This window comes from Nocardioides terrae (genome assembly GCF_900112345.1).
GTDB classification, from domain to species: Bacteria; Actinomycetota; Actinomycetes; order Propionibacteriales; family Nocardioidaceae; genus Nocardioides; species Nocardioides terrae.
Genome location: NZ_FOLB01000008.1, coordinates 96,314 through 122,897, shown reverse-complemented (window position 1 = coordinate 122,897; position 26,584 = coordinate 96,314). Strand labels below are relative to the sequence as shown.

Annotated in this window: 24 protein-coding genes; 5 read left to right on the top strand and 19 right to left on the bottom strand. The window is 71.8% G+C overall.

Features of this window, described 5'->3' with window-relative positions; genetic code table 11:
• Positions 1-15: 15 nt before the first annotated feature.
• The gene (locus tag BM236_RS12085; protein WP_091124087.1) at positions 16-909 is read left to right on the top strand and encodes a Gfo/Idh/MocA family protein; all 894 of its coding nucleotides are present in this window, start codon (positions 16-18) and stop codon (positions 907-909) included.
• A gap of 108 nt (positions 910-1,017) precedes the next feature.
• Positions 1,018-2,298, top strand: coding sequence for a flavin monoamine oxidase family protein (locus BM236_RS12080; RefSeq protein ID WP_091124085.1), 1,281 nt, complete (start codon positions 1,018-1,020; stop codon positions 2,296-2,298).
• A gap of 32 nt (positions 2,299-2,330) precedes the next feature.
• Here BM236_RS12080 and BM236_RS12075 read toward each other — a convergent pair whose 3' ends face one another.
• The 3 genes from BM236_RS12075 to BM236_RS12065 form a co-directional block, all read right to left on the bottom strand.
• A complete protein-coding gene (locus tag BM236_RS12075; protein ID WP_091124083.1) occupies positions 2,331-3,557 on the bottom strand; it encodes an EAL and HDOD domain-containing protein in 1,227 nt (408 codons plus the stop codon).
• 95 nt (positions 3,558-3,652) lie between these two features.
• Entirely contained in the window at positions 3,653-4,330 is a 678-nt protein-coding gene (locus BM236_RS12070) for a FadR/GntR family transcriptional regulator (protein WP_091124080.1), read from the bottom strand.
• Entirely contained in the window at positions 4,327-5,448 is a 1,122-nt protein-coding gene (locus BM236_RS12065; protein WP_091124079.1) for an L-talarate/galactarate dehydratase, read from the bottom strand. Before BM236_RS12065 ends, BM236_RS12070 begins: the two co-directional genes overlap by 4 nt.
• Positions 5,449-5,542: 94 nt before the next feature.
• On the opposite strand from BM236_RS12065, the gene BM236_RS12060 reads away from it, so the two are divergent.
• The 3 genes from BM236_RS12060 to BM236_RS12050 are packed head-to-tail and all read left to right on the top strand — an operon-like array spanning position 5,543 to position 8,637.
• Entirely contained in the window at positions 5,543-6,748 is a 1,206-nt protein-coding gene (locus tag BM236_RS12060) for an alpha-hydroxy acid oxidase (protein WP_245750300.1), read from the top strand.
• A 55-nt stretch (positions 6,749-6,803) separates the two neighbouring features.
• Positions 6,804-7,220, top strand: a complete 417-nt coding sequence (locus tag BM236_RS12055; protein ID WP_091124076.1) for an AEC family transporter — start codon at positions 6,804-6,806, stop codon at positions 7,218-7,220.
• A 16-nt stretch (positions 7,221-7,236) separates the two neighbouring features.
• Positions 7,237-8,637 (top strand): FAD-binding oxidoreductase, encoded by a 1,401-nt coding sequence (locus tag BM236_RS12050; RefSeq protein ID WP_091124074.1) that lies wholly within the window; start codon positions 7,237-7,239, stop codon positions 8,635-8,637.
• Positions 8,638-8,666: 29 nt separating this feature from the next.
• Here the strand turns inward: BM236_RS12050 and BM236_RS12045 are convergent, their stop codons facing one another.
• The 16 genes from BM236_RS12045 to BM236_RS11970 form a co-directional block, all read right to left on the bottom strand.
• Positions 8,667-9,470 (bottom strand): HNH endonuclease signature motif containing protein, encoded by an 804-nt coding sequence (locus BM236_RS12045; RefSeq protein ID WP_139230099.1) that lies wholly within the window; start codon positions 9,468-9,470, stop codon positions 8,667-8,669.
• Positions 9,433-9,954 carry a DUF222 domain-containing protein gene (locus BM236_RS12040; RefSeq protein ID WP_139230098.1) on the bottom strand — a complete coding sequence of 174 codons (522 nt, stop codon included), beginning with the start codon at positions 9,952-9,954 and terminating at the stop codon, positions 9,433-9,435. The genes BM236_RS12045 and BM236_RS12040 overlap by 38 nt, the downstream gene beginning before the upstream one ends.
• A gap of 229 nt (positions 9,955-10,183) precedes the next feature.
• Positions 10,184-10,507: a hypothetical protein gene (locus BM236_RS12035; RefSeq protein ID WP_091124067.1), complete on the bottom strand. Its 324-nt coding sequence runs from the start codon at positions 10,505-10,507 to the stop codon at positions 10,184-10,186.
• A gap of 21 nt (positions 10,508-10,528) precedes the next feature.
• Positions 10,529-11,434: a formylglycine-generating enzyme family protein gene (locus tag BM236_RS12030; RefSeq protein ID WP_091124065.1), complete on the bottom strand. Its 906-nt coding sequence runs from the start codon at positions 11,432-11,434 to the stop codon at positions 10,529-10,531.
• Positions 11,434-11,784 carry a DUF202 domain-containing protein gene (locus BM236_RS12025; protein ID WP_091124062.1) on the bottom strand — a complete coding sequence of 117 codons (351 nt, stop codon included), beginning with the start codon at positions 11,782-11,784 and terminating at the stop codon, positions 11,434-11,436. The genes BM236_RS12030 and BM236_RS12025 overlap by 1 nt, the downstream gene beginning before the upstream one ends.
• Complete coding sequence (locus tag BM236_RS12020) at positions 11,781-12,134, bottom strand: YidH family protein (protein WP_091124060.1); 354 nt, start codon at positions 12,132-12,134, stop codon at positions 11,781-11,783. Before BM236_RS12020 ends, BM236_RS12025 begins: the two co-directional genes overlap by 4 nt.
• 2 nt (positions 12,135-12,136) lie before the next feature.
• On the bottom strand, positions 12,137-13,555 hold the full coding sequence (locus BM236_RS12015; RefSeq protein WP_245750299.1) for a sulfatase family protein: 1,419 nt from the start codon (positions 13,553-13,555) through the stop codon (positions 12,137-12,139).
• Complete coding sequence (locus tag BM236_RS12010; protein ID WP_245750298.1) at positions 13,552-15,072, bottom strand: sulfatase family protein; 1,521 nt, start codon at positions 15,070-15,072, stop codon at positions 13,552-13,554. The genes BM236_RS12015 and BM236_RS12010 overlap by 4 nt, the downstream gene beginning before the upstream one ends.
• Positions 15,065-16,093 (bottom strand): aliphatic sulfonate ABC transporter substrate-binding protein, encoded by a 1,029-nt coding sequence (locus BM236_RS12005; RefSeq protein ID WP_091124056.1) that lies wholly within the window; start codon positions 16,091-16,093, stop codon positions 15,065-15,067. The genes BM236_RS12010 and BM236_RS12005 overlap by 8 nt, the downstream gene beginning before the upstream one ends.
• A gap of 28 nt (positions 16,094-16,121) precedes the next feature.
• On the bottom strand, positions 16,122-16,925 hold the full coding sequence (locus BM236_RS12000; RefSeq protein WP_091124053.1) for an ABC transporter ATP-binding protein: 804 nt from the start codon (positions 16,923-16,925) through the stop codon (positions 16,122-16,124).
• Positions 16,922-17,830, bottom strand: a complete 909-nt coding sequence (locus BM236_RS11995) for an ABC transporter permease (RefSeq protein WP_245750297.1) — start codon at positions 17,828-17,830, stop codon at positions 16,922-16,924. Before BM236_RS11995 ends, BM236_RS12000 begins: the two co-directional genes overlap by 4 nt.
• Before the next feature lie 16 nt (positions 17,831-17,846).
• Positions 17,847-19,061 (bottom strand): ROK family transcriptional regulator, encoded by a 1,215-nt coding sequence (locus BM236_RS11990; protein ID WP_245750296.1) that lies wholly within the window; start codon positions 19,059-19,061, stop codon positions 17,847-17,849.
• Between the two features lie 166 nt (positions 19,062-19,227).
• Positions 19,228-22,773, bottom strand: a complete 3,546-nt coding sequence (locus tag BM236_RS11985; protein ID WP_217645313.1) for a family 43 glycosylhydrolase — start codon at positions 22,771-22,773, stop codon at positions 19,228-19,230.
• A 189-nt stretch (positions 22,774-22,962) separates the two neighbouring features.
• Entirely contained in the window at positions 22,963-24,162 is a 1,200-nt protein-coding gene (locus tag BM236_RS11980) for an HNH endonuclease signature motif containing protein (protein ID WP_175507665.1), read from the bottom strand.
• A 452-nt stretch (positions 24,163-24,614) separates the two neighbouring features.
• Positions 24,615-25,379, bottom strand: a complete 765-nt coding sequence (locus BM236_RS11975; protein ID WP_091124049.1) for an HpcH/HpaI aldolase/citrate lyase family protein — start codon at positions 25,377-25,379, stop codon at positions 24,615-24,617.
• Complete coding sequence (locus tag BM236_RS11970) at positions 25,376-26,575, bottom strand: CaiB/BaiF CoA transferase family protein (RefSeq protein WP_091124271.1); 1,200 nt, start codon at positions 26,573-26,575, stop codon at positions 25,376-25,378. The genes BM236_RS11975 and BM236_RS11970 overlap by 4 nt, the downstream gene beginning before the upstream one ends.
• Positions 26,576-26,584: the final 9 nt, after the last annotated feature.

The following is a 26,584-nucleotide window of genomic DNA, read 5'->3' as shown; positions in this document are numbered from 1 at the left end:
GGGTAGCGTGCCGCCATGCGGTTCGGTCTGGTCGGCACTGGTCCGTGGGCGACGATGACGCACGGCCCGGGCCTGGCCGCCGGCAGTGTGCGTGAGGCGGAGCTCGTCGGCGTCTGGGGGCGGGACGCCGAGAAGGCGGCCACGCTGGCCGCGCGGCTCGGGACGACCGCGTTCGACACCTACGACGACCTGCTCGACCACGTGGACGCGGTGGCCTTCGCCGTCCCACCCGCGGTGCAGGCCGACCTGGCGCTGCGCGCCGCTCGGGCCGGGAAGCACCTCCTGCTCGAGAAGCCGATCGCCGCTGACGTCGAGGGGGCCCGGGCGCTCCGCGAGGCCGTCCAGGACGCCGAGGTGGCCTCCGTGGTCTTCTTCACCGACCGGTTCGTCGCGGAGTCGCGTGCGTGGTTCGACCGGGTCGTCGAGACCGGCGGCTGGCAGGGCGGCTGGATGCGCTGGTTCAGCTCGCTGCAGGAGCCCGACAACCCGTTCGGCGCATCGCCCTGGCGCCACGAGCGCGGTGCGCTGTGGGACCTCGGCCCGCACGCCTTGTCGACCCTGAGCGCCTGCCTGGGCCCGATCGTCTCGGTGAGCGCGTTCGGTGGCCGGGGAGACCTCGTCAACCTCGCGCTCCGCCACGAGAGCGGCGCGCTCAGCACCGCGACGCTGACCCAGTTCGCCCCGCGCGCGGCGGAAGGCTATGAGGCTGCGGTCTGGGGCGAGTCGGGACTGTCCCTCATGCCTCCTCGGCCGGACAGCGCCTTCCCGCAGGCCTTCCCCACCGCTGTCGCCGAGCTGGTCGGGGCCGCCTCCGGCGACCCTCACCCGCTCGACGTCGCCTTCGGCGCCCGGGTGGTGGAGCTCATCGCCGACGCGCAGGCCCAGCTGGACGCCGCCGCGTCCGGCTGACCCCGTCGGCGAGACGTCAGGCGCACCGGTCGCTCTAGCAGCCAGATCGCAGGACCTCCCGGCTCGCGGCCCGGGTGTGGCCGACCGCGTCGCCGGGCACCCGTTCTCATGGAGACTGTCGACGTCGTCGTGGCGGGCGCCGGCCTCGCCGGCCTGCGCTGCGCCTCGATCCTGCACGACGCCGGTCTCGACGTGGTCGTGCTGGAGTCCTCCGACGGGGTGGGCGGGCGAGTGCGCACCGACCGCGTCGACGGCTTCCTGCTGGACCGCGGGTTCCAGGTGGTGAATCCCTGGTACCCCGCCCTGCGGGCGGCCGTCGACGTCGACGCGCTCGGCCTCCAGCGCTTCGCCGCCGGAGCCCGGGTCCTCACCGACGACGGACTGCGCACGCTGGCCGACCCGCTGCGCGTGCCGACGGACATCCTCGCGACCCTCCGCAACACCGCGCCCCGGCCGACGGAGCTGTGGGCGCTCGCGCGCTGGGCCACACCGCTGCTGACCGGGATGCGCCGCGACCACGGCCTGATCGACCATCTCCTCCGGGCGCGGCCGGACACCTCGCTGCAGGAGTCGCTCGACCGGGCGGGCGCGCACGGTCTGCTGCGAGCGACCCTCCAGCGCTACCTCGCCGGGGTGGTGCTCGAGGACGCCGGTGAGACGTCCGCCGCCTTCGCGATGCTGCTCGTCCGGAGCTTCGTCCGCGGGACGCCCGGTCTGCCCCGCGACGGCGCCGACGCCCTCCCGCGCGCGATCGCCGTGCCGCTGGGCGAGCGCGTCCGGCTCGGGGAGGCGGTCGAGCGGTCGGAGCGGACCGACGACGGCGTCCGCGTCACGTCCAGCGGCGCGACGTACGCCGCCCGCCGGCTCGTGGTCGCCACCGATCCGTGGACGGCTGAGTCGCTGCTCGACTCGCGCGTCGTCGCGCCTCGTCCGAAGGGCGTGGTGACCGACTGGTACGCCGTCGGCGAGCCGCCCACGACCAGCGGGATGCTCCACCTCGACGTGCGCGACGGGTCGGGCCCGGCGATCAACACGTGCGTCGTCTCGGTGACCGCGCCGTCCTACGCGCCCGCCGGCCGGCACCTCATCCAGGTCACCAGCCTGCTGCCCGCGGGCGGCAGCCCCGCTCCCGAGCCGGAGACCCGCCGGCACGCCGCCGCGATGCTCGGCACCTCAGGTCGCGGCTGGGACCTGATCCTCCGGCACGAGGTCCCCCGTGCCCTGCCCGCACAGCCGGCGCCGCTGCAGGCGCGGCGGGAGCAGCGGGTGGACGAGGCGACCTGGGTGTGCGGTGACCACCGCGACACGGCCTCCCAGCAGGGCGCGCTCGTCGGCGGCGCGCGCGCCGCTCACGACGTGCTCCGCTCCCTGCAGCGCAAGGACGGCTGACCGCTCGCCGGTCGCCTGCGACGGAGTCGGCGTCAGCCGGCCTGCTCGGCGACGAGCCGGTTTGACCACACCATCGCCGCGAGGTGCGCCTCGGCGAGACGGTCGTTGAGACCGCCGACGTAGGGCGTGGTGGTCCAGTTCTCGTAGGCTCGGACGCTCTGGAGGGCGTGACCGAGCACCCCGTCGTACTCGACGAGTGCCGCGGCGACCGACATGTCGAGCGGGAGGCGTCGGACGACGTCCTGGACGTCCTCCTTCATCAGGTCCGCGATGCCCGCGACGAGCCCGACCATGAAGCCCGACTCGCCGGGTCCTCCCAACGAGTCCGTGACGGTCTGGCAGAGCCGGGCGCGCGTCACGAGACCGGACAGCGTCTCCTGGTCGACGCCCGTGACGTCGGTGAGGACCATCAGCGACACCCACTGCCGGATCCGGTTCACCCCGAGCATGGTGACGGCCTCGTTCAAGGACGACACCCGGCGCTTGAGGCCGGTCTGGGCCGAGTTGGTGGCCTGCAGGACACGCAGGGCGAGCGCGGGGTCGGTCGAGATCAGGGAGACCACGCGCGGGAGGTCGAGGTCGGCGGCGCTCAGGGCGCCGAAGAGCTCCAGGCGCCGCGTCTGCGAGATGCCGAGCGTCCGCATCGACAGGGTCTGGGGCCGGCCGAGGGCGTAGCCCTGCATCAGGTGGAACCCGAGGTCCTGCGCGTAGGCGACGTCCTCCTCCGTCTCGACCCGCTCGGCCACGAGGGTCAGGCCACGCTCGCGCAGGCGCGCGACCTCCGGGCGGAGCACGGACTCCGGCGCCGAGGCCAGGTCGATCTTCACGTAGGACGCGACGTCGAGCAGGCGCTCGTGGTCGCTGCCGATCACGAAGTCGTCCAGCGCGACGTCGAAGCCGGACTCGACCAGGCGGATCACCGACGCCACGACCTCGTCGTCGACGTGGACCGTCTCGAGCACCTCGAGGATGACCTGCCCCGGCTCGAACGGCATCGGCAGCTGGCCGGTGAGGTACTCCCGGGTCACGTTGATGAAGCAGCGTCGAGGGCCGACCAGGCTCTCCAGGCCGAACTCGGCGAAGGCGTTGTGGATGATCGTTCCGGTGGCGGAGGCGCCCCGGGACGAGGCGATCCGAGCGTCCGCGTGCGAGCGGAAGAGGAGCTCGTAGGCATACACACGGTCGCCGTGATAGATCGGCTGGCGCCCGATGTGCACCTGCGCGGCTGCGCTCTGGTCGTTGACTGCTGGAGCGGTCATGACGCCCTCATCGGCAAGGTGGAGTCCGGCCTGAGGGACGCGCCCGCCCGATCTTGGGATCCGTGCCACGAGACGGTCGTGGGCCAGGCCGCGGCCTAGGACTGCAACCGTCGCCGCGTGTTGCCCAGGTGGACGCGCATCGCGGCCCGCGCCGTCTCGGCATCGCCGGCGATGACCGCCGCCCCGACGCTGTCGTGCTCGCGGCGCACCCTGTCGACGTGGGCGGCGTCGGTGAGTGAGAACTCCTCCGGCAGCCTGGTGCGCGGCAGCATGATCATCATCGGCCCGAGCGAGTCGAGCAGGTCGAGGTAGAAGCGGTTGCCGCTCGCCGCGGCCACCGCCCGGTGGAACGTGAAGTCGGCCTCGACGGCCGCCTCCGGCTCGGCGGTCGTGAAGGCATCCAGAGCCGCCCTCACCGCCTCGGCCGCCTGTGTCGTGCGGTTCGCCGCGGCGAGGTACGCCGCCTCGCTCTCGACCCCCAGCCGGAAGTCGATCATCGCGAGCACGTCCGCCTGGCTGCGGATGGCCGAGGCCTCGACGGTGAACGAGGTCGGCTCGGGCATCGCCAGGACGAAGGACCCGCGGCCCTGGAACGTCTCCACCAGCCCCTCGGCGCGGAGCCGGGTGACCGCCTCGCGGATGACGGTCCGCGAGACGGCGTACTCCTCGATGAGCTCGGCCTCGGACGGGAGCTTCGTCCCGGGCCCGAGCGAGCCGTCGAGGATGCGCGACTTCAGCCCGGTGACGACGGTCTGGGCGAGTGAGGTGCTCACGCGGTGAAGGTAGCGGTCTCCTTCGTCAGCGAGCGCATCCGCTCGCTGAGCGTGAAACCGAGGCCAGGGCGGTCCGGGACCCACATCTGGCCGTCGTGGATCTCGATCCGCTCCTCGAAGAGCGGGTCGAGCCACTCGAAGTGCTCCACCCACGGCTCGGTCGGGTAGGCGGCGGCCAGGTGCAGGTGGATCTCCATCGCGTAGTGGGGGGCGAGGGCGAGGCCGGCGTGCGAGGCGAGGGTCGCGAACCGGAGGAACGGTGTGATGCCGCCGATCCGGGGCGCGTCCGGCTGGACGATGCCGCGGTAGCCGGCGTCGATCAGCGCCATGTGCTCGGGCACGGACGTCAGCATCTCGCCCGTGGCGATCGGGGTGTCGAAGGTGCGTGAGAGGTCGGCATGACCGACCGCGTCCCACGCGTCCAGCGGCTCCTCGATCCAGATCAGGTCGAACTCCTCCAGCGCACGGCACATCCGACGGGCGCGGGCCCGGTCCCACTGCTGGTTGGCATCGACCATCAAGGGCGCGTCGCCGAGGTGGTCCCGCAGGGCGGCGACGCGGCGGAGGTCCTCGGCCCAGTCAGGCTGACCGACCTTGATCTTGATACCGCCGATGCCCGCCTCGAGGGACGCGGTCGCCTTCTCCTTGATCTCGTCGACCGACGCCTGGAGGAAGCCGCCGGAGGTGTTGTAGACCCGGCACGAGTCGCGATGGGCGCCGAGCAGCTTCGCCAGCGGCAGATCGGCGCGCCGGGCCTTGAGGTCCCAGAGCGCGACGTCGAGGGCGGCCACCGCTTGGGTCGCCACGCCGCTGCGGCCGACGGATGCGCCGGCCCACATCAGCGACTCGTAGATCTTCGCGATGTCGGAGGGGTCCTGGCCGATGGCGACCTGGGCCACCTCCGAGAGGTGGGTGAACTGGGCCGGCCCGCCCGCGCGCTTCGAGTAGCTGAAGCCCATCCCCTCGCGCCCCTGCTCGGTCCGGACCTCGCAGAAGAGCAGAACGGTCTCGGTCAACGGCTTCTGGCGGCCGGTGAGCACCTTGGCGTCGCTCACCGGGTTCGCCAGTGGCAGCACGACGTGGGACAGGGTCAGTGAACGGATGCGGTCGGCGCCCATGGCGGGATCTCCCTCGATGCGATAACTTGTATGACGAGTTATGAAGTTATAGCACGAGTGATGTGGAGTCCAGCGAGTGCAGACGATCCGACAGGTGCCGCGGTGGCGGGACCTCGAGCCGTTCCTCAAGACCCGTCCGATGGCGCGCAACGCGACCGAGCGCCGGCTCGGCCGCTGCCTCAGCGTCGACGACCTCGAGAGGATGGCCCGGCGCCGGGTGCCGGGCGCGGTGTGGGACTACGTCTACGGCGGCTCCGACGGCGAGATCGCGATGGCGCGCAACCGCGCCGCCTTCGACCGCGTCGAGCTGCGGCCGACGGCCTTCGGCCAGGTCGCCTCCCCCGACGTGTCCACGACGATCCTCGGCCGGCCGGCGACCGCGCCGATCGTGCTCGCGCCGACCGGCTACACCCGGCTCAGCCACCACTCGGGCGAGCGGGCGGTCGCGGCGGCCGCGGAACGGGCGGGGGTCCCCTACGCCCTGTCGACGTACGCCACGACGTCGATCACCGACGTCGCGCGGGCGGCTCCCGGCGGCCGCAACTGGTTCCAGCTCTACCTGATGAAGGATCGGGCGGTCAGCCTCGCCCATCTCGCCGAGGCCTCGGAGCAGGGCTACGAGGCCATCATGCTGACCGTCGACACCACCGTCACCGGGCTCAAGCGCAAGGACAAGCGCAACGGGTTCGCGATCCCGCCGCAGCTGACGGCCCGGACGCTCGCAGGACTGGCGGGCCATCCCGGCTGGGTCGGCAACATCCTCACCACCGAGCCGCTGCGGTTCGCGACCTTCCCCGAGGGCTCGACCTACGGCCGATGGGGCATGTCGAACGAGCTGCGCGAGCAGGCGATCCGCCCGGCCGACATCTCGTGGCTGAAGTCGCAGTGGCGCGGGCCGGTCGTCGTGAAGGGGCTGCAGTCCGTCGGCGACTCGGTCCGGGCCGTGGACGCGGGCGCCGATGCGATCGTGCTGTCCAACCACGGCGGCCGCCAGCTCGACCGGGCGCCGGTGCCACTGGAGCTGCTGCCCGCCGTGGTCGAGGCGGTCGGCGACCGGGCCGAGGTGTACGTCGACTCCGGCGTGCGGTCCGGCGGCGACATCGCCGCTGCGGTCGGCCTCGGCGCCCGTGGGGCGCTGGTCGGCCGCGCCTATCTCTACGGTCTGATGGTGGGCGGGCAGCGGGGTGTGAGCGCGACGCTCGACCTGCTCGTCGACGAGCTGCGCCGGGCGATGTGCCTGCTCGGCACGCCGACGATCGCCGACATCGGCACCGAGCACGTGCGGCTGCGGGCGTCGTGACCATCGGGTCACATCGGGACGTGCGGCCCCGGCTGAGGGGTCGAGCCGGGGCGGCATGGGTCTGCTGACCGGCTTCACCACGATCACCGGCTGGAAGCTCCCCGTGGCCGTCGACCAGCCACTGCGCCTGATGGGCGGGGCGGCGATCCCGCTGATGCTGATGTCCTACGGCGCCGCCCTGGGGCTGAGCCCGCCGCCGGGCCGTGCCGGTCAGAACCGAGAGGTGCTGACGGTCTCGGCGCTCAACCTGGTCGTCATGCCGATCGTCGCCTGGCTGGTCGCCACGGCACTCGGGCTCGAGGGGCCGGTGCTGCTCGGTGTCGTCCTCACCGCGGCGCTGCCCACCGCGCAGAACATCTTCCTGCACGCGACCCGTTACCGGGTCGGAGAGACCGTCGCCCGCGAGAGCATCCTCATCACCACGGTGTGCAGCCTCCCCCTGGCCCTTCTCGTCGCGCTCCTGCTCAGCTGACTCCTCGGAGGAACCGATGCACTCCTTGCTCCCGACCTTGCGCCGCACCCTGGGCGACGACGCCGTCCTCACGGACGCGGCGGACACCGCCGGCTACGTCACCGACTGGACCGGCGCCTTCGCCGGAGCCGCGCTGGCCGTGGTCCGACCCGCCGACACCGCGGGCGTGGCCGACACGGTGCGGCTGTGTGCGCAAGCGGGTGTCGCGGTCGTCCCCCAAGGTGGCAACACCGGGCTCGTCGGGGGTGCCGTGCCGGACGGTTCGGGTGGCGACGTCGTGCTGTCCCTCGAGCGGATGCGGCGGGTCCGCGGGCTCGACCCGGTCGGCGACACCATCACCGTGGAGGCGGGCGTCGTGCTGCGAGCGGTGCAGGAGCGCGCCGAGGCCGCCGGGCGGCTCTTCCCACTGTCGCTCGGGTCGGAGGGGTCCTGCACGGTCGGCGGCACCGTCTCGACCAACGCCGGCGGAACGGCGGTGCTGCGTTACGGGATGATGCGCGAACTGGTCCTCGGGTTGGAGGTCGTCCTGCCCGACGGGCGGGTGTGGGACGGCCTGCGGGCGCTACGCAAGGACAACACCGGCTACGACCTCAAGCAGCTCTTCATCGGCGCCGAGGGCACGCTCGGGATCGTCACCGCGGCGGTGCTCCGGCTGTTCCCCGCGACGCCGCGGCGGGCGACCGCGCTCGTCGCGCTGGCCTCGGCCGACGCAGCGACGGAGCTGCTGCCGCTGCTCCGACAGGAGTGCGGCGGGACGCTGACCACCTGGGAGCTGCTCGGCCGGCAGGCCATGGAGCTGGTGCTCACGCACGTGCCCGGCGCGAGGGACCCGTTCGACTCGACACACGAGTGGTACGGACTCGTGGAGCTGGCCGCCGGGTCGGACGACGTCGGCGAGCGACTGGAGGCCGCGCTGCATGCCGCCGCAGCTCAGGGGCTCCTGCTCGACGCCGTGATCGCCGGCAACCCCGCGCAGCGCACGTCGCTGTGGACGCTGCGGGAAGGCCTCGCGGAGGCGCAGAAGCTCGACGGTCTGTCCGTGAAGCACGACATCACGGTGCCGATCTCGTCGTTGGCCGGCTTCGTCGCCGAGGTGGGTCCCCGCCTGCGCGCACTCCTTCCCGGGCTCCGCCTGGTCACCTACGGCCACGTCGGCGACGGCAACCTGCACTACAACCTGAGCGCGCCTGTCGGTGACGAGGCGGCGCTGCGAGCGGCCGCCGGCGAGCTGACCGGCCTGATCTACGACGCGGTCGCCGAGCGCGGCGGCAGCATCAGCGCGGAGCACGGGCTCGGCGTGCTCAAGCGCGGTGCCGCGGCGACGTACAAGTCCGAGGTGGAGCTGGACCTGATGCGCGCGGTCAAGCGGGCGCTCGACCCCGGGGCGCTGATGAATCCGGGCAAGGTGCTGCCCTGAGTCCGCGCGGGCCGCGGTCCTCAGCTGGTCTAGTGGCGTCGGTGGAGGCGGATGCGGCCGGGGCGTAGGCGTTCGACCTGGTAGTCGGGGTGGTCGGCGTAGGTGTGGTGGGGTCGGCAGACCAGCACCCCGTCCTTCAGGTCGGTCCGCCCGCCGTGCTGCCACTGGTGGAGGTGGTGGGCGTCCGCCCAGGCGGCGGGTCGTGCGCAGCCCTCGACCGCGCACACGCCGCCCTGCTGCACGTTCATGGCCAGACGCTGCTTGCCGGTGTAGAGCCTGGCCTTGCGGCCCAGGTCGAGGACCTCGCTGCTGGAGCCGAGGACGGCGGGGATGATCCCGTAGCGGGCGGCGAGGCGGCGGGCGGTGCCGGGGCTGATCGCGTCCCCGGTGTCGAGGGGGGCGGCCTTGAGGCCGCCGAGGAGGGTCGCCAGGTCCAGGGTGACGACCACGACCGGGTCACACCCACCTGTCCGGGGGAGCTTGGCCTTCGGGATGCGGTCGACCAGCTCGGCCAGCGCCCGCCCGCGCAGCTCCTCGGCCGTGAGTCTGAGGCCGGTGTCGGGGTCGATCGGGTCGATGGGGTCGGGGCGGCCGGGGTTGAGCAGCGCCTCCAACATCCGCTGCAACCGCACCCCCTGCACCAGCGGGATCCGAAAGACCCCGTCGGTGGTCTGCGTGGTCTCGTCGTGCCGCAGCCGGGGGAACGCCCGCCGGGCCGCGGTTGCTTCGGCGCGGGCCAGCTGGACGGCCAGGCGCCGGTCGGCGCCGTGGGGGTCGAGGACCTCGTCGAGATGGTCAGCGATCCCGACGCAGCACACCGGTGTCGTGAGCATGGGCCTCCCCGACCAGGTGCTGCTCGGCGCGCACCGCCACGTCGGCGTCCACCTCGGGCGGGAGGGCGTCGAGCGCGTCCACGACCACCGCGGCGGAGGCGGCCGGGAACGCGCCCGCGGCCAGGCCCTCGCGGACCAGCCGCCGCTCGGCCAGCGCGTCGGCGAGCGTGACCTCCCGCTTCGCCGCCCCCGGCGCGAGACGCACCTGGTCGCGCAGCCAGGCGGGCATCGACACCACTCCGTCATGGGCGGCCAAACCGGACGACCCCGCCTGGGCGAGCAAGGCCAGGGTGAGCTCGGCGAGGCGGGCCTGGGCGGCGTACGCCTCCCGCAGACACTCACCCAACTCCACCGACGACAACGACCACACCCGGTCGGAGTCCACCGTGTCCAGCACCTCATGCAACCGGCCCAGGAACCGGTGCACCTGATGCGCACGCGACAGCGCCGGCCGGCGTGGTGGCTCCATGTCCGCTGCACTCATCAGCACTCCCGAGAGAAGATCCGATACCCAGGATGATCCCGCCCACCACCGACATTTCTGGGCGGCCGAACGGGCCCGAGCGACGCTCTGTGGATAACCGAGCCGCGGAACGCCCTCGTCAGCGGAGGGGCAGGCGGACGATCGCGATCGGCGCGATCAGTCACGCTTGTGTCCGCATCCGGAACCACGTGTTCGGCGCGCTGAGGATCGAATCCCGGCGAGCGCCGGTTCAGCTCTTCTCGAGCGTTACGTGAAGCGTCGTGCCCATCATGCTGAAGTCGAACTTGATCCGGTCCCCGTCGAGGGTGAGGGTCTTCTCGCTGTCCTCAGACCCGAGCAGAGAGGCGTCCAGCTGCCCCCTGTCCGCAGCCGACACGATCGTCTTGTCGCCCGCCTCGTAGGGGAAGGTGCCGTCCCGGTAGAGCGACTCGCTGTCCGAGTCATCATCGGGAATGACGATCGTGACGTGGTTCTCGGAGATGGTCGCCTTGAACGCCTCCTCCTTGTCCTCAGGGGTACGCCAAGTCCCCGCGAGGTCCGCAGACTTCGACAAAGCCCGCGGACCAGCCCTACCTCACCCGGCGCAGCGGAAACCGATGTGCGTCGTCGCGGAGTCCGTGGACTGCGGGGACCGGGCCGCGGGCCGGTAACGGAGGCAGTACTCCGGCGAGCAGAGGTGCGAGCCCCCCTTGAGGACGCGGACGGACGCGTCCCCGCCGCCCTCCGGCGCCGCGGGACCGCAACCGCAGGACGAGGCCAGGGGCAACGCCGTCGCCGGGCGTGGCTGGTGCCGGTCGGTCCAGACGTCCGAGGTCCACTCCCAGGTGTTCCCGGTCATCTCGTGGAGGCCGAAGCCGTTGGGCGGGAACGACCCGGTCGGCGCGGTGCCGACCCACCCCTGTGCACCCTCGTTGAGATAGGGGAACCGGCCCTGCCAGGTGTTCGCGCGGGTGCCGTCGTTCGGCTCCTCGCCCCAGACGTACGTCGCCCCGTCCAGCCCTCCCCTGGCGGCGTACTCCCACTCCGCCTCGGTCGGCAGGCGCAGCCCCGCCCACTCGGCGTAGGCGTTCGCGTCCTCGAACGAGACCTGGACGACGGGGTGGCCGTCGCGCCCCTCGATGCTGCTGTCCGGGCCGAACGGGTGCCGCCAGGACGCCCCCGGCACCCAACGCCACCACTGCCGCCAGTCACGCAGGTCGACGGGGGCGGTCGTCGGAGTGAAGACGAGGGACCCCGGCTCGAGACTCTCCAGCGTCCCGTCCGGAAAGCTGGCCGGGTCCAGCGGGCGCTCGGCCGTGGTGATGTATCCCGCGTCCGCGACGAAGGCCGCGAACTGCTCGTTGGTCACCGCGTGGCGGGCCAGCCGGAAGGAGTCGACATGGACCTCGACGACGGGCCCTTCCTCCGGGTAGAAGTCGTCGGATCCCATGCGGAACGTGCCGCCCTCGATCTCGACGAGCCCGGGCTCGACCGCCTTCATCACGACACCACCGTACCGACGACGTACGTCGCGCAGCCGAGTCCGACGACACCCAGCGTCGCGGCCGCGAGGGCCGGAAGGACTCCGTCGGTGGCCAGCAGCCCCGAGGCCAACGACCGGCGTGCGGACGCGTACCTCTGCCGGGCGGCGAGAGCTGCAGCCAGGGCGAGGACCGGACCGGTCACCCCCAGGACGACGGCCCAGCCGACGCCGATGCTGCCTCCGTACCGAGCCGCGACCGCTGCGCCGGCGGCCAGAGACAGGCAGGTGCGGTACCACGCCAGCGCCGTTCGCTCCGGCTGCAGGCCCTGATCGGCCGCCGTCCGGTCCGAGGTCCCGTCGCCGCTCACAGCGCGAACCCGACGGCGAGCACGACCATGGCCGCGCACGCACCGCCCACGACGACGATCCCGGCGGTCGGCCCCGGCAGCGGACGGGACAGCCGGAGCGCCCGCTCGGTGCGGCTCCACCCGATCCAGGCCTGCATCGTCGCGACGAAGCCGACCACCACGAACGTCAGCGCCGCCGCGGCCCTCAGCCCGGCATGGGCCGGGAGATCGAGGGCCTCGAGCGCCACGCCCGCCGCGAAGAGCGCGAGGGCCGTCCGCACCCAGGCGAGGAAGGTGCGCTCGTTCGCGAGGCTGAAGCGCGGGTCGGGCTCATCACCCTTCGCGTAGACCTGGTTGGGGAACCGCCGCATGGTCACACGCCCGCCGGTCGGGGCTGGCTGGGGTGCGGGGAGTCGCCGAGCTCGGCCTGGGCGAGCCACATCCGCCGCGTCATTTCCTCACGCACGTCCTTGTAGAGCGGGTCCTGGTAGACGTTGCGCAGCTCCTCCGGGTCCTCGACCAGGTCGTAGAGCTCCCACTCGCCGGGGTAGGTGAACCCTCCGGTGCCCGGCAGGCCGAGCCCGTCGTTGTAGAAGTAGATGATCTTGTAGCGGTCCGTCCGGTAGCCGTAGTGCGCGGGCGCCTTGTGGAACACGTCGTCGTGCTCCCAGTACCGGTAGTACATGCCCTCGGCCGGCGGAACCGGCTCGGCCCCGGTGGCGATGTCGCCCCAGAAGCTCCGGCCCTGCATGCGCGGGTGGTGGTCGACGCCGGCCGCGTCGAGGATCGTCTGCGCCAGGTCCACGTTGGTCACGATGCCGGTGTGCTCGTCACCCGCCGGGATGCACCGCGGATAGCTGAGCACCAACGGCATGCGCAGCGACTCCTCGTACATGAACCGCTTGTCGAACCAGCCGTGGTCGCCGAGGAAGAACCCCTGGTCGGAGGCGTACATCAGGAGGGTGTCGTCGATCTCGCCCCGCGCGCGCAGGAAGTTGATCACCCGGCCGACGTTGTCGTCCACCGACGCCACGCAGCGCAGGTAGTCCTCCATGAACCGCTGGTACTTCCAGAGCGCCTCCTGATCGTAGGTCAGCCCGGCGGGCGGGTCGACCTTGAGGTCCTCGGCGTTGAGGTGCTCGGCGATGCGCATCGCCGCCCGGCGCGCGGACGACGTCCGGGTCGCGTAGTCGTCGTCGAACGTCGCCGGTACGGGGACCGGGTCGGAGTAGAGCTCGGCGTGAGCCGCGTCCGGGATCCACGGGCGGTGCGGCGCCTTGTGGTAGATCAGCACGCACCACGGAGCCGAGTCGTCGAGGCTCTCGACCCACTCCAGCGCCAGGTCCGTGATGACGTCGGTGGCGTAACCCGGGACCGTGCGCAGCCCGTCCTCGGAGAGGAACCGCGGGTCGACGTACTCCCCCTGCTCGATGAGGACGTCCCAGTAGTCGAAGCCGTGCGGGTCGTGCCCGGGCCCGTCCCCCATGTGCCACTTGCCGATCATCGCGGTCCGATAGCCGGCCGCCTTGAGCTGGGAGACGAAGGTCGGCTGGCTCGCGTCGATCGGCGTCACCAGCGTCGAGACGCCGTTGACGTGGCTGTAGGTGCCGGTGAGGATGCTTGCCCGGCTGGGCGAGCACAGCGCGTTCGTCGCGAAGCAGTTGTCGAACCTCACGCCGGTCCGTGCGATCTCATCGATCCACGGCGTCGTGTTCACGACGGAGCCGTAGGCGCCGATCGCGTGCGAGGCGTGGTCGTCGGTGAGGATCATGACGACATTGGGTCGTCTCAAGCCACGTCCTCCCCCGAGACGTACGTCGTCTCGTCGAGGCCCGACTGGGTCGGGTCGTGGTCGACCTCGCCGACGTCGTACATCGTCGTCATCCAGTGGTAGAAGTTGTCGCCGCGCTCGCGCAGGAGTCGGTAGAGACGCTGCATCATCCGCTTCTTGACCGGCTCCATCTCCGGGTGGTTGTAGACGTTGAGCAGCTCGTCGGGGTCGGTGACGAAGTCGTACAGCTCGTTGGTGGAGTCCGGATTGACGACGAGCTTGTAACGGTCCTCCCGCAGCATGCGCTGGGGATACGGGAAGTGGTGGCCGTGGAACTCGCAGACGATGTCCTCCTGCCACTCGGGCTCCGCACCGGTGGCGAGCGGCAGCAGGCTGCGCGAGTCCACCGCCGGCGCCGGGTCGATGCCCGCCAGGTCCAGGATCGTCGCGGTGCAGTCGAGCAGCGACACGAACTCGTTCCGCACCTGCCCGGCCGGTCCACCAGGCACCCGCACCAGCCCGGGCGTGCGGTAGATGTCCTCGTACATCGCCGGTCCCTTGTCGTGGAGGCGGTGGGACCCGGTGAACTCGCCGTGGTCGCAGGTGAAGAAGACAGCCGTGTCGTCCACCAGGCCGAGCCTCTGCAGCGCCTCCATGACGCGGCCGATCTGCTCGTCGATCATGGCGACGTAGCCGCGGTAGACCGCGATGAGCTTGCGGGTGGTCTCGATGGGCATCGTGTCGAAGGTCCAGTGCGCGCTGTAGTTGCGCTGGACCGGCGGCTTGCCCTCGAACGTCTCCGCCACCGACCGCGGCAGCTCCACCTCCGACGGGTCGAACATGTCGAAGTACTCGTTCGGGATCACGTAGGGCAGGTGCGGCCCGAAGAAGTTGAGCTGCAGGAAGAACGGCCTGCTGCCCTCCCGCAGCTCCTTCGCGTACCGCTCCAGCAGCTCGATGGTGCGGGTGGCGAGGTAGGCCTCGAACGTCGCCTCCACCGGCTGGTGGAGGCGAGCGGCGAGGAGGTTCCCGGGACCCCCGTTGGGCAGCGTGCCGCGGATCCGGTCGCTGATCTCGTACGGCGGCAGGTCACGCTCGGCGAGGTAGGCCTGGTAGTCCTCGTGGTCGACCGGGTTGTGCCACCCGGGCAGGTCCGGACCGTCGAACCCGAAGTACTTGGCGTTCTTGTCGGTGCCGGCGTGCCACTTCCCGACCAGGCCGGTGTTGTAGCCGTGCTCGCGCAGGGCCTCGACGAAGGTGAACGTCCCGTCCGCCAGGTCCTCCAGGTAGCCGACGTTGCGCTCGTGGTTGGCGAGCACGCGGTGCCGGAACGGCGCCTGTCCGGTGAGGAGGCTCGCCCGCGCCGGCGTACAGATCGCCGTCGGGGTGTACCACCGGTCGAAGCGGGTGCCGCTCGCCGCCAGCGCGTCCAGCACCGGCGTGGAGGCCAGGTCGCTGCCGTACGAACCGAGCGTGTCCGCCCGGTGCTGGTCGGTCATGAGGAACAGGATGTTGGTGCGTGGGGCTGCGTCACTCACCCGCGCTCTCCCCCGCGGTCGCGTCGGCAGCGGCGAGGAACTGGTCGCCGGTGTAGTACTCGGTGGGGTCGACCGGCGCATCGAGCTTGCCGGCCTGCACGAAGTAGTCGTTCATCCCGGACAGCCACTTGTTGACGGTGCCGTCCTTGGTCATCTGGTCGATCTGCTCGAGGCTCAGGACCTCCACGTTCGCGGCATCGGCCTTGACCATCTCGGGGTCGAGCTTGTTGAACTCGGCGGTCAGCTTGATCGCCTCGTCGGTGTGGGCGGCGCGGTAGGCGATGGCGTCGCGGAGCGCGGCGAGCACCCGCTGGAGCTCGTCCTTCTTCTTCGCGACGACGTCGTTGCCGGCCACGAACGCCGTCGGGAAGGCCACGGTGTCCTCGAAGTCGGTGTTCTTGGCGAGCTCGACCAGGTCGGGCACCTGCTGCTTCACCGTCGCCAGCGCGGGATACCAGAACCCGGCGCCGTCGACCTTCTTCGATGCGAGGGCGGCCACCATCGCCGCCGGGTCCATCGGCACGACCTTGATGTCGTCCTTGGTCATCCCGGCCTTCTGGAGGGCGAGCGTGAGGATCATGTCCCCGGACGTGCCCTCCGGCACGGCGACGGTCTTCCCCTTCAGCTCCTGCATGGAGTCGATCCCCGGCTGGGCGACGACGCGGTCGGCCCGTCCGAGCGTGTTCATCGCAACGAGCTTGGCCTGCCCGGACGCGGGCAGCCAGAAGGCTCCGGGGCCGATGTAGCCGAAGTCGAGGTCCCCGGTGCTCAGGGCCTGGATCTGCAGCGGGCCGTTGGTGAACGGCTTCGCGCTGACGTCCACCCCGTGCTTCTCCCACAGCCCCTGGTCCTTGGCGATGGCCAGGAGGCTGGTGCCGTTGAAGTCGGCGATGTAGCCGAAGTTGACGTGGATCGTGTCCTTGCCGCTGCTGGCGCCGTCGTCGCTGGAGCAGCCCGCGACTGCGAGGGTCAGAGCTACGGCGGCCGCGACCGCGCCGGCGAACCTGGTGAGTCTGCGCATTACGTGTCCTCTTCTGTGGTCGTGGCCGTCAGTGCGACGGCGGCCCGGCGTGGGTGCCGGCGGTCTGGTGGTAGACGGCGTGCCACACGCGATTGCGCAGCTCGCCGAACTCCGGGCTCAGGCGCACCTCCTCGGTGCGCGGATAGGGCAGGTCGACGTCGATGACGTCGTAGACGCGGCCCGGTCGGGCGGCCATCACGACGACGCGGTTGGCGAGGAACACGGCCTCGTCGACGTCGTGCGTGATGAACATGACCGTGCGCTTCTCGCGGCTCCAGGTCTCCAGCAGCTGCTCCTGCAGCGTCACCCGGGTGAGCGCGTCGAGCGCCCCGAAGGGCTCGTCCATGAGCAGGATCGAGGGGTTGACGGCGTACGCCCGGGCGATCGCGCAGCGCTGCTTCATCCCGCCCGAGAGCATCTTGGGCAGCGCGTCGGCGAACTGCTCGAGCCCGACGATCCGGATGAAGTACTCGGCGCGCTCCCGCCGCTCCTCCCGGCCGAGGCCGGCGAGCTTGAGACCGAACTCGATGTTCTTGCGCACCGTCAGCCAGGGGAAGAGCGCGTACTGCTGGAAGATGACGCCGCGCTCCGGGCCCGGGCCGTCCACGCGGATGCCGTCGACCAGCGCGACCCCATCTGTCGGGGTCTCCAGGCCGGCCAGGATGTTCATCAGCGTGGACTTGCCGCAGCCGGACGGGCCGACGACGGTCACGAACTCGTTGTCGGCGATGTCGAGGGAGACCCGGTCGAGGGCGACGAAGTCGTCGTTCTTGAGCGGGAAGACCTTGTGCACCGCCTGCACGGAGATCTTGCTGGTTGCCGTCGTGGTCATCGGCGCTCCTGCCATCTGGTGAGCCTGGTCTCGGCCATCAGCAGCATCCGATCCATGACGAGACCGAGGATGCCGATGGTGGCGATGCCGACGAAGATCGTCGGCAGGTCGTAGTAGAGCTGGGCCTGCTGCATGCGGTAGCCGAGTCCGGCCTGCGCGGCCAGCAGCTCGGCGGCGACGAGGGTCGCCCACGCCGAGCCGAGGCCCGTGCGCATGCCGACGAGGATGAACGGTGTGGAGGCGGGCACCACGACCCGGAGGAAGATCGTGCCGTCCTTGGCGCCGAGCACCCGGGCGGCGTTGATCAGCGTCCGGTCGACGGTGACCACGCCCTGGTAGGTCGAGATCACACAGGCGAGGAACGCGGCGAGGAAGATCACGAAGATCTTCGGCACCTCCCCGATGCCGAGCATGACCAGGACGAGCGGGAGGAGGGCGAGGGGCGGGATCGTCCGGAAGAACTGGATCCACGGCTCGAGGAGGCCGCGCGCCACGGCGTACCAACCCATGAGGAACCCGACCGGGATCGCTACCGCCGAACCCAGCAGGAAGCCGATCAGCACCCGGGTGAGGCTCGCCAGGATGTCGTCCTGCAGGATGCCGTCGGACCACAGCTCACCGGCCTTCCGCACGACCGCCGGCGGTGTGGGGAACTCGAAGCCCGCGGCCGCCAGCGCCCACCAGATGCCGACCCCACCGGCGATCGCGACGAGGTTCAGGACCCGGGTCCGGTTGCGGGAGCGTCGGTCGGAGCGGCCACCCCGACGGGCGTTCGCGCCCCGGGGGGACGTGGTGGTCGCCGGAGCCACCGTGGATCCCGCGGAGGCGCCGGGCACGTCGCCCGGGGTCGCGGCGCCGGCCGCTTCGGGACCGGTGTCGACCTCGTTGGTGAGAGGTGCTGTCACGTCGTTCTCCTTCACTTCAGAAGTCCTGCTCGCCGGCGCCCGTGGGCGTCGGGTACTCGGCGAGGAGCGGTGACTGGTGGAAGAGCGCGGCGATGGCGCCGATCGCTCCGTCGCCGTCCCTCAGCACGCCTGCTCGCACCGCGAGGGGCGCCGACGCCGGGAGGGGGTAGAGCTCGTAGCGGAGGGTCGCGGCCGCCTGCTCGACGATCACCGGGGCGACGTGCACCAGCTCGCCCCCGATGACGACCTCGTCGGGATCCAGCGCCATCGCCGCGGCGCCCAGCACCCGCCCGAGCGTCGTCCCGACGTCACGGAGGACGACGTCCACCGCGGGGTCGCGTCGCTCGACCGCCATGGCGAGGTCCTCGAGCGTCTCCAGGGAGGATCCGGCGTCCCGGCATGCCTGCAGGACGGCCGGCACGGAGGCGATCGTCTCGAGGCACCCACGCTTGCCGCACTGGCAGGTCCGGCCGGAGGGGTCGACGGTCACGTGCCCCAGCTCGCCGGCGAACCCGCCCGAGCCGGTCACGAGCCGGCCGGCGACGACCAGGCCACCGCCCACCCCGTCGGCGAGGCGGACGTAGATCAGGTTGTCCGGGTTGCCCGGGCCCGAGATCGCCTCGGCGAGCGCGGCGAGCCTCATGTTGTTGTCGACGACGACGGGCGCACCGAACCGCTCGGCGAACGCCTCGTCGACACCCGCGGCGGCCGGGTGACGCGTCCACGGGACCTGCGCGGCGCCGGCGCGGACACCGGAGTAGGGGCCGGGTACGCCGATCCCGATCCCCTGCAGCGCACCGAAGTGGGCCCCGGACGTCCCGCACACGCGGTCGATGAGGGCGAACGCGAGGTCGAGCCGCTCCGTCCACGGGGTGGTCGCGGTGTAGCGCTCGACGCCCGCGGCGATGATCTCGTGGGAGGCGTCGGCCACGGCGACGTGCACGCGCCGGTGGCCGAAGTCGACCCCGAGGAACTGGCCCGACGCCGGGTCGAGCGTCAGTCGCTCGGCCGGGCGGCCCGAGCCCACCCGCGTGGCGGCGTCGGTGTCGGCCACGACGATCGCACGTCGCTCCAGGAGGCTCGTCGTGATCTCCGACAGCGTGGTGCGGGACAGCCCGACCCTGCGGGCGAGCTCCCCTCGGCTCATCGCTCCACCGGCGCGGAGCGCCGCAAGGACGCGCTGCTCGTGCAGGGTGCGAGCCCCGAGCGGGGTGTGGGTCGTCGTGGACACCCGAGGAGCGTAAGAAGGGCAGATTATTCCGGCAACGCTCCGACAGAAAAGATTGTGTTTTCCGTCTCAGAGGCGACAGAAACGGCTCTCCACCACGGAAGCACGAAGGGGGACACCGGACGGTGTCCCCCTTCGTGCGACCCTTCGCGCGCTCAGCTGCCCCCGCTCATCCGCCGGCGCCGGCCGACGCGGGCCGCTGGACGTAGAGCATCGCTCCGCTCGGCCCGGCCCGTTCGAGCCGGACGATCCCCGGGACCGCCGTGTCGTCGACCCGCTCGGGCGACGCCCAGTAGCCGTGCGCGGGGTTGCGGAAGAACGTCGCCCAGAGATCGCCGTTGTCGTCGACGAACATGTTGTTGTGGCCGGCTCCGACGCCGAGGGTCCATCGCGCGGAGTACGGGCCCTCGAGCCGGTCGGCGACCGCGACGACCGCGTCGTACTGGTCCTTGGGCCCGGTGCCGGCGAGGTAGGACCACGTCGGCTGCGCCTGGGTGCCGGTCTTGTTCGCCCACGCCGACTGCATCAGGTAGTACTTGCTGCCGACCTTCGTCACGGAGGCGCCCTCGAGGTAGGGCTCGGGCGAGTACTTCCGCTGCGTGAACGCCGGCAGGTCGACGGGCGTCTCGAGGTCCTCCATGTCGTCCCGGAACTTCGCGAACAGGTTGTTGTGCAGCACCAGCCACGCGTCGTCGCCCTCGGTGTAGAGGCCGCCGTCGATGTGGAAGTAGGCGCCGGGCGCGACGACTGCCGGCCCGCCGGCGATCGGCTCGCCGAACGGCTTGTCCTCGTTGCCCTTGATGAGCCGGTAGGGGCCCTCGACCCCGCCGTCGCTGACCAGCATGAAGGAGCCGACCTTCCGGGAGTGGTCCCCCATGCAGGCCACGATGTACCACTTGCCGCCGAAGTAGTGGACCTCCGGCGCCCAGACCTCACCGCGCTTGCCGAACTGGCTGTCGTACCAGTACTCCTGCCAGGGAGCCACCACCGTGCGTGTCGCCGTGTTCTCGCCGACGAACTCCGGCGACCACACCTTGCCGCGCGGCTGGCCGGGCCGGATGCCCGTCGTGTCGGTCAGCGTCCAGGGGCCGTTCAGCGACGGCGCGGTCCACACGTAGATGCCGTCGTTCCACGGAGCCGCCGCGTCGAGCCCCGGGACGCGGGTCGTGCCCGTGGCGACGTAGAGGGACTTCCCCGCGACCTCGAAGCGGTTGACGTAGGTGTCGCGCATCCACACCCGTCCGAGCGCCTCGTCCTGAGGACGCAGCTGCAGGTCGAGGACCTGCGAGTTCTCGGGCGTCATCGCCAGCTCGTCACGACCGTCGGCCGTTCCGTACGGCGTCGCGGCCGGCCAGCTGCGGGGGAACCGAGCCGACTCCCCGCCCATGTCGTAGGTCCGCAGGTAGTCGAACCGGGCGGTGGCCCCGGTGGCGTTCATCGAGACGAGGCCGATCCGCAGGTCGCCACGCATCGACAGGGACCACGTGCCGCCCCACTGCCAGCGCTCGCCGTCGGTGCTGGACGCCATCCGGACGTCGTACTCGTCGTGCTCCTCGTCGAGCTGGGCGTAGAGCCGCAGCCACGTGGTCGCGGCCGGGGCGGCGCCGAACATCGGGCCGTCCGCGACAGCTGTCGGCGGCGTCGTGGTCGGCCGCTCGGCCTCCTTGCCGAACTCCGTCTGGTGCAGGAACTGACCGGCCTTCCGGTTCAGCGGCAGGACGGAGTGGGCGAGCTTGAGGTACCGGTCGTCGTTCTCGTAGAGGACCAGGCCCGCCTGCTGCGAGGCCCTGCTGCCGTCGAAGGTCAGCTTGGTCTCGACGAGGAAGTCGTTGCGGGGGGCTTCCCGCAGCAGCACGGAGGCGGTGTTGTTGCTGCCGAACAGCTCGGCGGCCTGGGTCGGCCACGTCAGCCCACCGCCCTCGAGGCGGGGGCCGCTCGCCGGCCGGCGTACCCACGACCACCCTGTGCCTGCGGTGTCCCCGGCGTCGCCGGTGCCCGGCATGCCCGTCCCGTCGAACTCGTCGGAGTAGTCGTCGAGCAGCGCGCCCGGCTGCGGGTCGGCGACCCGCTGCGTCACGGGCCGGGACGCCGGCACCTCGCTGACGTTGTCGGCGTCGCCGCCACCGCGGGCGACCACGCCGACCGTGCCGTCGGGGGCGGCGTTCCTCGGTGCGGTCACCGTCGTCGTGGCGAGCGGGTCGATCAGGTTGTCGCTCGACACGGTGGCCGCCACCTGGTCGCCCCGCCAGTCGAGGGCGAGGACCTTCCAGGTCCGGGCGTCGAAGTCAGCCGGCAGTGGTGACGAGGAGTCGGCCGTCGTCGAGCCGTGCCTCACCTCGACGCGCAGCTCGTGCGACGTGGTGTCCAGCCACGCGACGGCCCCGTTGATCCCGCGGACGCCGGCCCGGAGTCCGACAGCGCCACCACCGCTCGTGACCCGCACGTCCGCCTGGGCACGAAGGTCGCCGGTGACCCGGTCGTGGCTGGTGAGCGTCGCCCCGTCGCTCAGGTGCGCGAACGCCTTGGCGTCGGTCTCGTTCCCCAGCGCCACCCGGCCGTGGGTCGTCCAGGACCCGAGACCGGCGGCGAAGTCGTCGTCCACCGGGCCGGTGGTCACCGGAGCCGTTCCACCCGAGACGGTCGCGCCGGCGCCGGCGTTGACCACTGGCCAACCGTCGATCCAGTCGAGCCGGTCGATCATCATCGGGCGCTTGGACAGCTGCAGCCGACCTGCCCGCGTCTGGACGGGCGGGAAGTCGGGGTCGGCGTCGTCGATCCCGTGGTAGACGAGCCAGTCCTGGCCGGAGAGGTCCGTCTGGACCGCGTTGTGCCCCAGGCCGGTGAACCCGTTCCCGTTCGGCGCGAGGACGAAGCCGCCCTTGCTCGACAGGCTCATCAGGTCGACGCCCGCGTCGTCGACGAACGGTCCGAAGGGGCTGTGGCTGCGGCCGACCTTGACCGTGTAACCGCTGAACGCGCCGTCGCAGCAGCCGGCGTCGGAGTACATGAGGTAGTAGAGGCCGTTCCGCTTGACCACGAACCCGCCCTCCATGCGCCGTCCCTGGGCGACCTGGGTCACGGGGCCGGTCAGGGCGGTGGCGTCGGCGGTCATCCGCGAGACGCAGATGACGTCGTAGCTCCCCCAGTACAGGTAGTGCGCACCGTCGGAGTCGGTGAACATCGCCTGGTCGATGTTGCCGGTCGGGCAGCCCGCCACCGCCTGGCGCGGGACGATCAGGCCGTGGTCGGTCCAGGGCCCGGTCGGCGTGGGGGCGGTGGCCAGCACCACGCCGCCGGTCGAGAGTGAGTAGGTGAGGTGGTACTCGCCGTCGACGTACCGGATGTCCGGCGCCCACGCGCGGGACGAGGGAGTCCACGACGCCGGGATCGCGTCGGCGGACACGGCGTCACCCACGTAGGACCAGTGCACCATGTCCGCGGAGCGCAGTATCGGCAGGAGGTGCTCGCCCGTCTCGCCGGAGCTGTTGAGGATCGGGTTGGTGGTGCCGTAGGCGTACCACGCACCGTCCTTGCCGCGGATCATCGACGGGTCCGGGAACGTGTCGACCACGCCCGCCGTCACCGGATTGCTGTACGTCGCCGTCGTGGCGGTCCGTGGGGTCGCCTCGTCGGCATCCCCTTCGGTCATGGGCACGAGGCCCGCCGCCAGGATCGCAGCTGCGGAGACCGCTGCCGCCCACCGTGCTCGTCGCATGGTCACGCCTTTCCTTCCGTCCGAGAACCTGCGCCGGGCAGCGGGGAGGATCGCCGCGATGGCCGGGTCGCACTTCCGAGTTCATGGAAGAGAGGGCGGATTTTTCCGTCAAGGAGGCGGCCGAAAGGCGTTGCCTCGAGCGTCGGCTCGCGACGCAGAACCGGCCGGCTCGGCGGCATGCACGACTGCCTATTGGCGTCGGTGGAGGCGGATGTGGCCGGGGCGTAGGCGTTCGACCCGGTAGTCGGGGTGGTCGGCGTAGGTGTGGTGGGGCCGGCAGACCAGCACGCCGTCCTTGAGGTCGGTCCGCCCGCCGTGCCGCCACTGGTGGAGGTGGTGGGCGTCCGCCGAGGCGGCGGGGCGTCCGCAGCCCTCGACCGCACACACCCCACCCTGCTGCACGGTCATCGCCAGACGCTGCTTGACGGTGAAGAACCTGGCTCTACGGCCCAGGTCGAGGACCTCGCTGCTCGAACCCAGGACCGCGGGGATGATCCCGCAGCGGGCGGCGAGGCGGCGGGCCGTGCCGGGACTGACCGCGTCCCCGGTATCCAAGTGGGCGGCCTGGAGCCCGCCGAGCAGGGTCGCCAAGTCCATGGTCACCACCACGACCGGGTCACACCCACCCGTCCGGGGCAGCGTGCCCTTCGGGATCCGGTCGACCAGCTCGGCCAGCGCCCGCCCCCGCAGCTCCTCACCACTGAGCCTGAGACCGGTGCCGGGGTCGATCGGGTCGATCGGGTCGGGTCGGCCGGGGTTGAGCAGTGCCTCCAACATCCGCTGCAACCGCACCCCCTGCACCAGCGGGACCCGAAACATCCCGTCGGTGGTCTGCGTGGTCTCGTCGTGCCGCAGCCGGCAGAACGCCCGCCGCGCCGCCCGGGCTTCAGCCCTGGCCAGCTGGACCGCCAACCGGCGGTCGGCGCCGTCGGGGTCGAGCACCTCGTCGAGATGGTCAGCGACCCGACGCAGCACACCAGTGTCGTGAGCATGCGCCTCCCCGACCAGGTGCTGCTCCGCGCGCACCACCACCTCCGCGTCCACCTCGGGCGGGAGGGCATCCAATGCGGAGACGACCACCGCTGCCGACGCGGGCGGGAACGCGCCCGCGGCCAGGCCCTCGCGGACCAGCCGCCGCTCGGCCAGGCCGCCGGCGAGCGTGACCTCCCGCTTCGCCACCCCCGGAGCGAGACGCACCTGCTCCCGCAACCACGCGGGTAGGGACACGGCTCCGTCGTGGGCGGCCAGACCCGACGACCCGGCCTGCGCGAGCAGGGCCAGGGTCAGCTCGGACAGCCGGGCCTGGGCGGCGTACGCCTCCCGCAGACACTCACCCAACTCCACCGCCGACAACGACCACACCCGGTCGGAGTCCACCGTGTCCAGCACCTCATGCAACCGGCCCAGGAACCGATGCACCTGATGCGCACGCGCAAGTCCCGGCCGGCGTGGTGGCTCCATGTCCGCTGCACTCATCAGCACTCCCGAGAGAAGATCCGATACCGCCGATGATCCCGCCCACCACCGACAGTCCCGGACCCCCGGAGCACACAGCTCGTAGGTCTGTGGACAACGCAGATCGAAGGCGCGCCTGTGGACGACAAGCGGCCCCTAGTGGGGCTGGTGAGCAGGGTGAACCCGAGCAGGGGTCGTGCGGCATGCCGCTAGCCGGCCATGACGACAGCCGACCTGGTGGCTGCCTTCTACGCCGACCTGTGGAACAGGTGGGACAACGCGGCCGTCGACACCCTGCTGACCGACGACTTCCCCTTCCGCGGGTCGCTCGAGAACGAGACCCGCGGCCGGGCCGAGTGGCGGGACTCCGCGAGATGGCCCCGACGTCACCGCCCGAGGATCGCGCGGGCGCGGCGTGCCATCGCGGCGTCGACCATCGATCCGTCGGCGAGGACGCCGACGCCGCTCTCCCCCAGCACGGCGAGCACCTCCTCGGCCCAGGCCAGCTCGTCGTCGCGGGGCGCGAACGTCGACCGGATCACCGGCAGCTGGCGCGGGTGGATCGCGGTGCGACCACGCATCCCCAGGCGGCGCCCGCTCGCACACGACTCGGCGAGCCCGTCGAGGTCGGCGATCGCGGGGTACGCGGCCATCATGGGCGGCGGCAGCTGCGCCGCCTTGGCGGCGACCACGGTCCGGGAGCGGATCCAGCCGAGGGCGTCCTCTCCCTCGAGACCGAGCTCGGCGGCCAGGTCGGCCTCACCGAGGCCGATCGAACGGACGCCCTCGGCGGTGGCGATGGCGAGCAGCCGCTCGACACCGCGCGCGGTCTCGACCAGCACGTGCACCGGGCGCCCACCGAACGCGACGAGGTCCTCGGGGTCCTCGACCTTCGGGATCCGCAGCTCGACACCAGGCGGGAGCGCCGCCAGGTCGGCGGCCAGCTCCGGAGTGCGGGGGGCATTGACCCGCACCTGTACGGGGACTCCTCGGCCGGCGTCGCGCAGCCACGCGGCGACGTGCTCGCGAGCCTGGGCCTTGTCGTCGGCAGCGACGGAGTCCTCGAGGTCGAGGATCACCGTCGCACCGGTCGCGGCCGCCTTGTCGAAGCGGTCCGGGCGGGAGCCCGGGACATACAGCGCGACGATCACACCGCCCCCTCCTCCCGGAGCCGAGCGATCTCCTCGGCGGTGATGCCGAGCTCGGCCAGCACATCGTCGGTGTCCGCGCCGGGGCGACGTCCCGTCCAGCGGATCTCCCCAGGCGTCTCCGACAGGCGGAACAGGACGTTCTGCATCACCATCGGGCCGAGCTCGTCGTCCGGGACGGTCACCGCGGTGCCGCGGGCCTGGTACTGCGGGTCGGAGAGGACCCCGCGCACGTCGTACACCGCACTGACCGCGGCCTCCGCGGCCTCGAACGCCGTGACCACCTCGTCCTGGCTCCGCTCCGCGATCCAGCCGCCGACGGCGGCGTCCAGCTCGTCGGCGTGCTCGGCGCGCTCGCGTCCCGTACCGAACCAGGGCTGCTCGACCAGGTCGCCGCGACCGACCAGGCGCAGGACGCGCTCGGCGATGCTTTGCGAGCTGGTCGAGACCGCCACCCACCCGTCGTCCTTCGTGCGGTAGACGTTGCGCGGCGCGTTGTTGACCGAGCGGTTCCCGGTGCGCGGCTGGACGTAGCCGAGCTGGTCGTACCAGGTCAGCGGCGCGCCGAGCATCATCAGGATCGGCTCGATGATGGCCAGGTCGACGACCTGGCCGCGGCCGGTGGCGTCGCGGTGCCGGAGCGCGGCCATGACGGCGTACGCCGTCGCGAGGCCCGCGATCCCGTCGGCCAGTCCGAAGGGCGGCAGCGTCGGCGGCCCGTCGGGCTCACCCGTCACCGCGGCGAAGCCGCTCATCGCTTCGGCCAGCGACCCGAAGCCGGGTCGGCCGGCGTAGGGGCCGTCCTGGCCGAAGGCGGTCACCCGGGCGATGACGAGCCGCGGGTTCTCCTCGAGCAGCACCTCCGGGCCGAGGCCCCAGCGTTCGAGCGTGCCCGGCCGGAAGTTCTCCACGAGCACGTCGGTGTCGGCGAGGAGACGGCGCATGGTGGCCGCGCCGTCGGGGTGCTTGAGGTCGATCGTGACGGTCCGCTTGTTGCGGCCGAGCGTCTTCCACCAGAGCCCGACGCCGTCCTTGGCCTGCCCGTGGGTCCGGGCCGCGTCGGGTCGGCGGGGGTGCTCGACCTTCACCACGTCGGCTCCGAAGTCGCCGAGGTAGGTGGCGGCGAGCGGACCGGCGAACAGCGTGGCCGCGTCGACGACCCGCAGTCCGGCCAGCGGGCCGGTCGTCGGCCCGCTCATCGGCCCGCT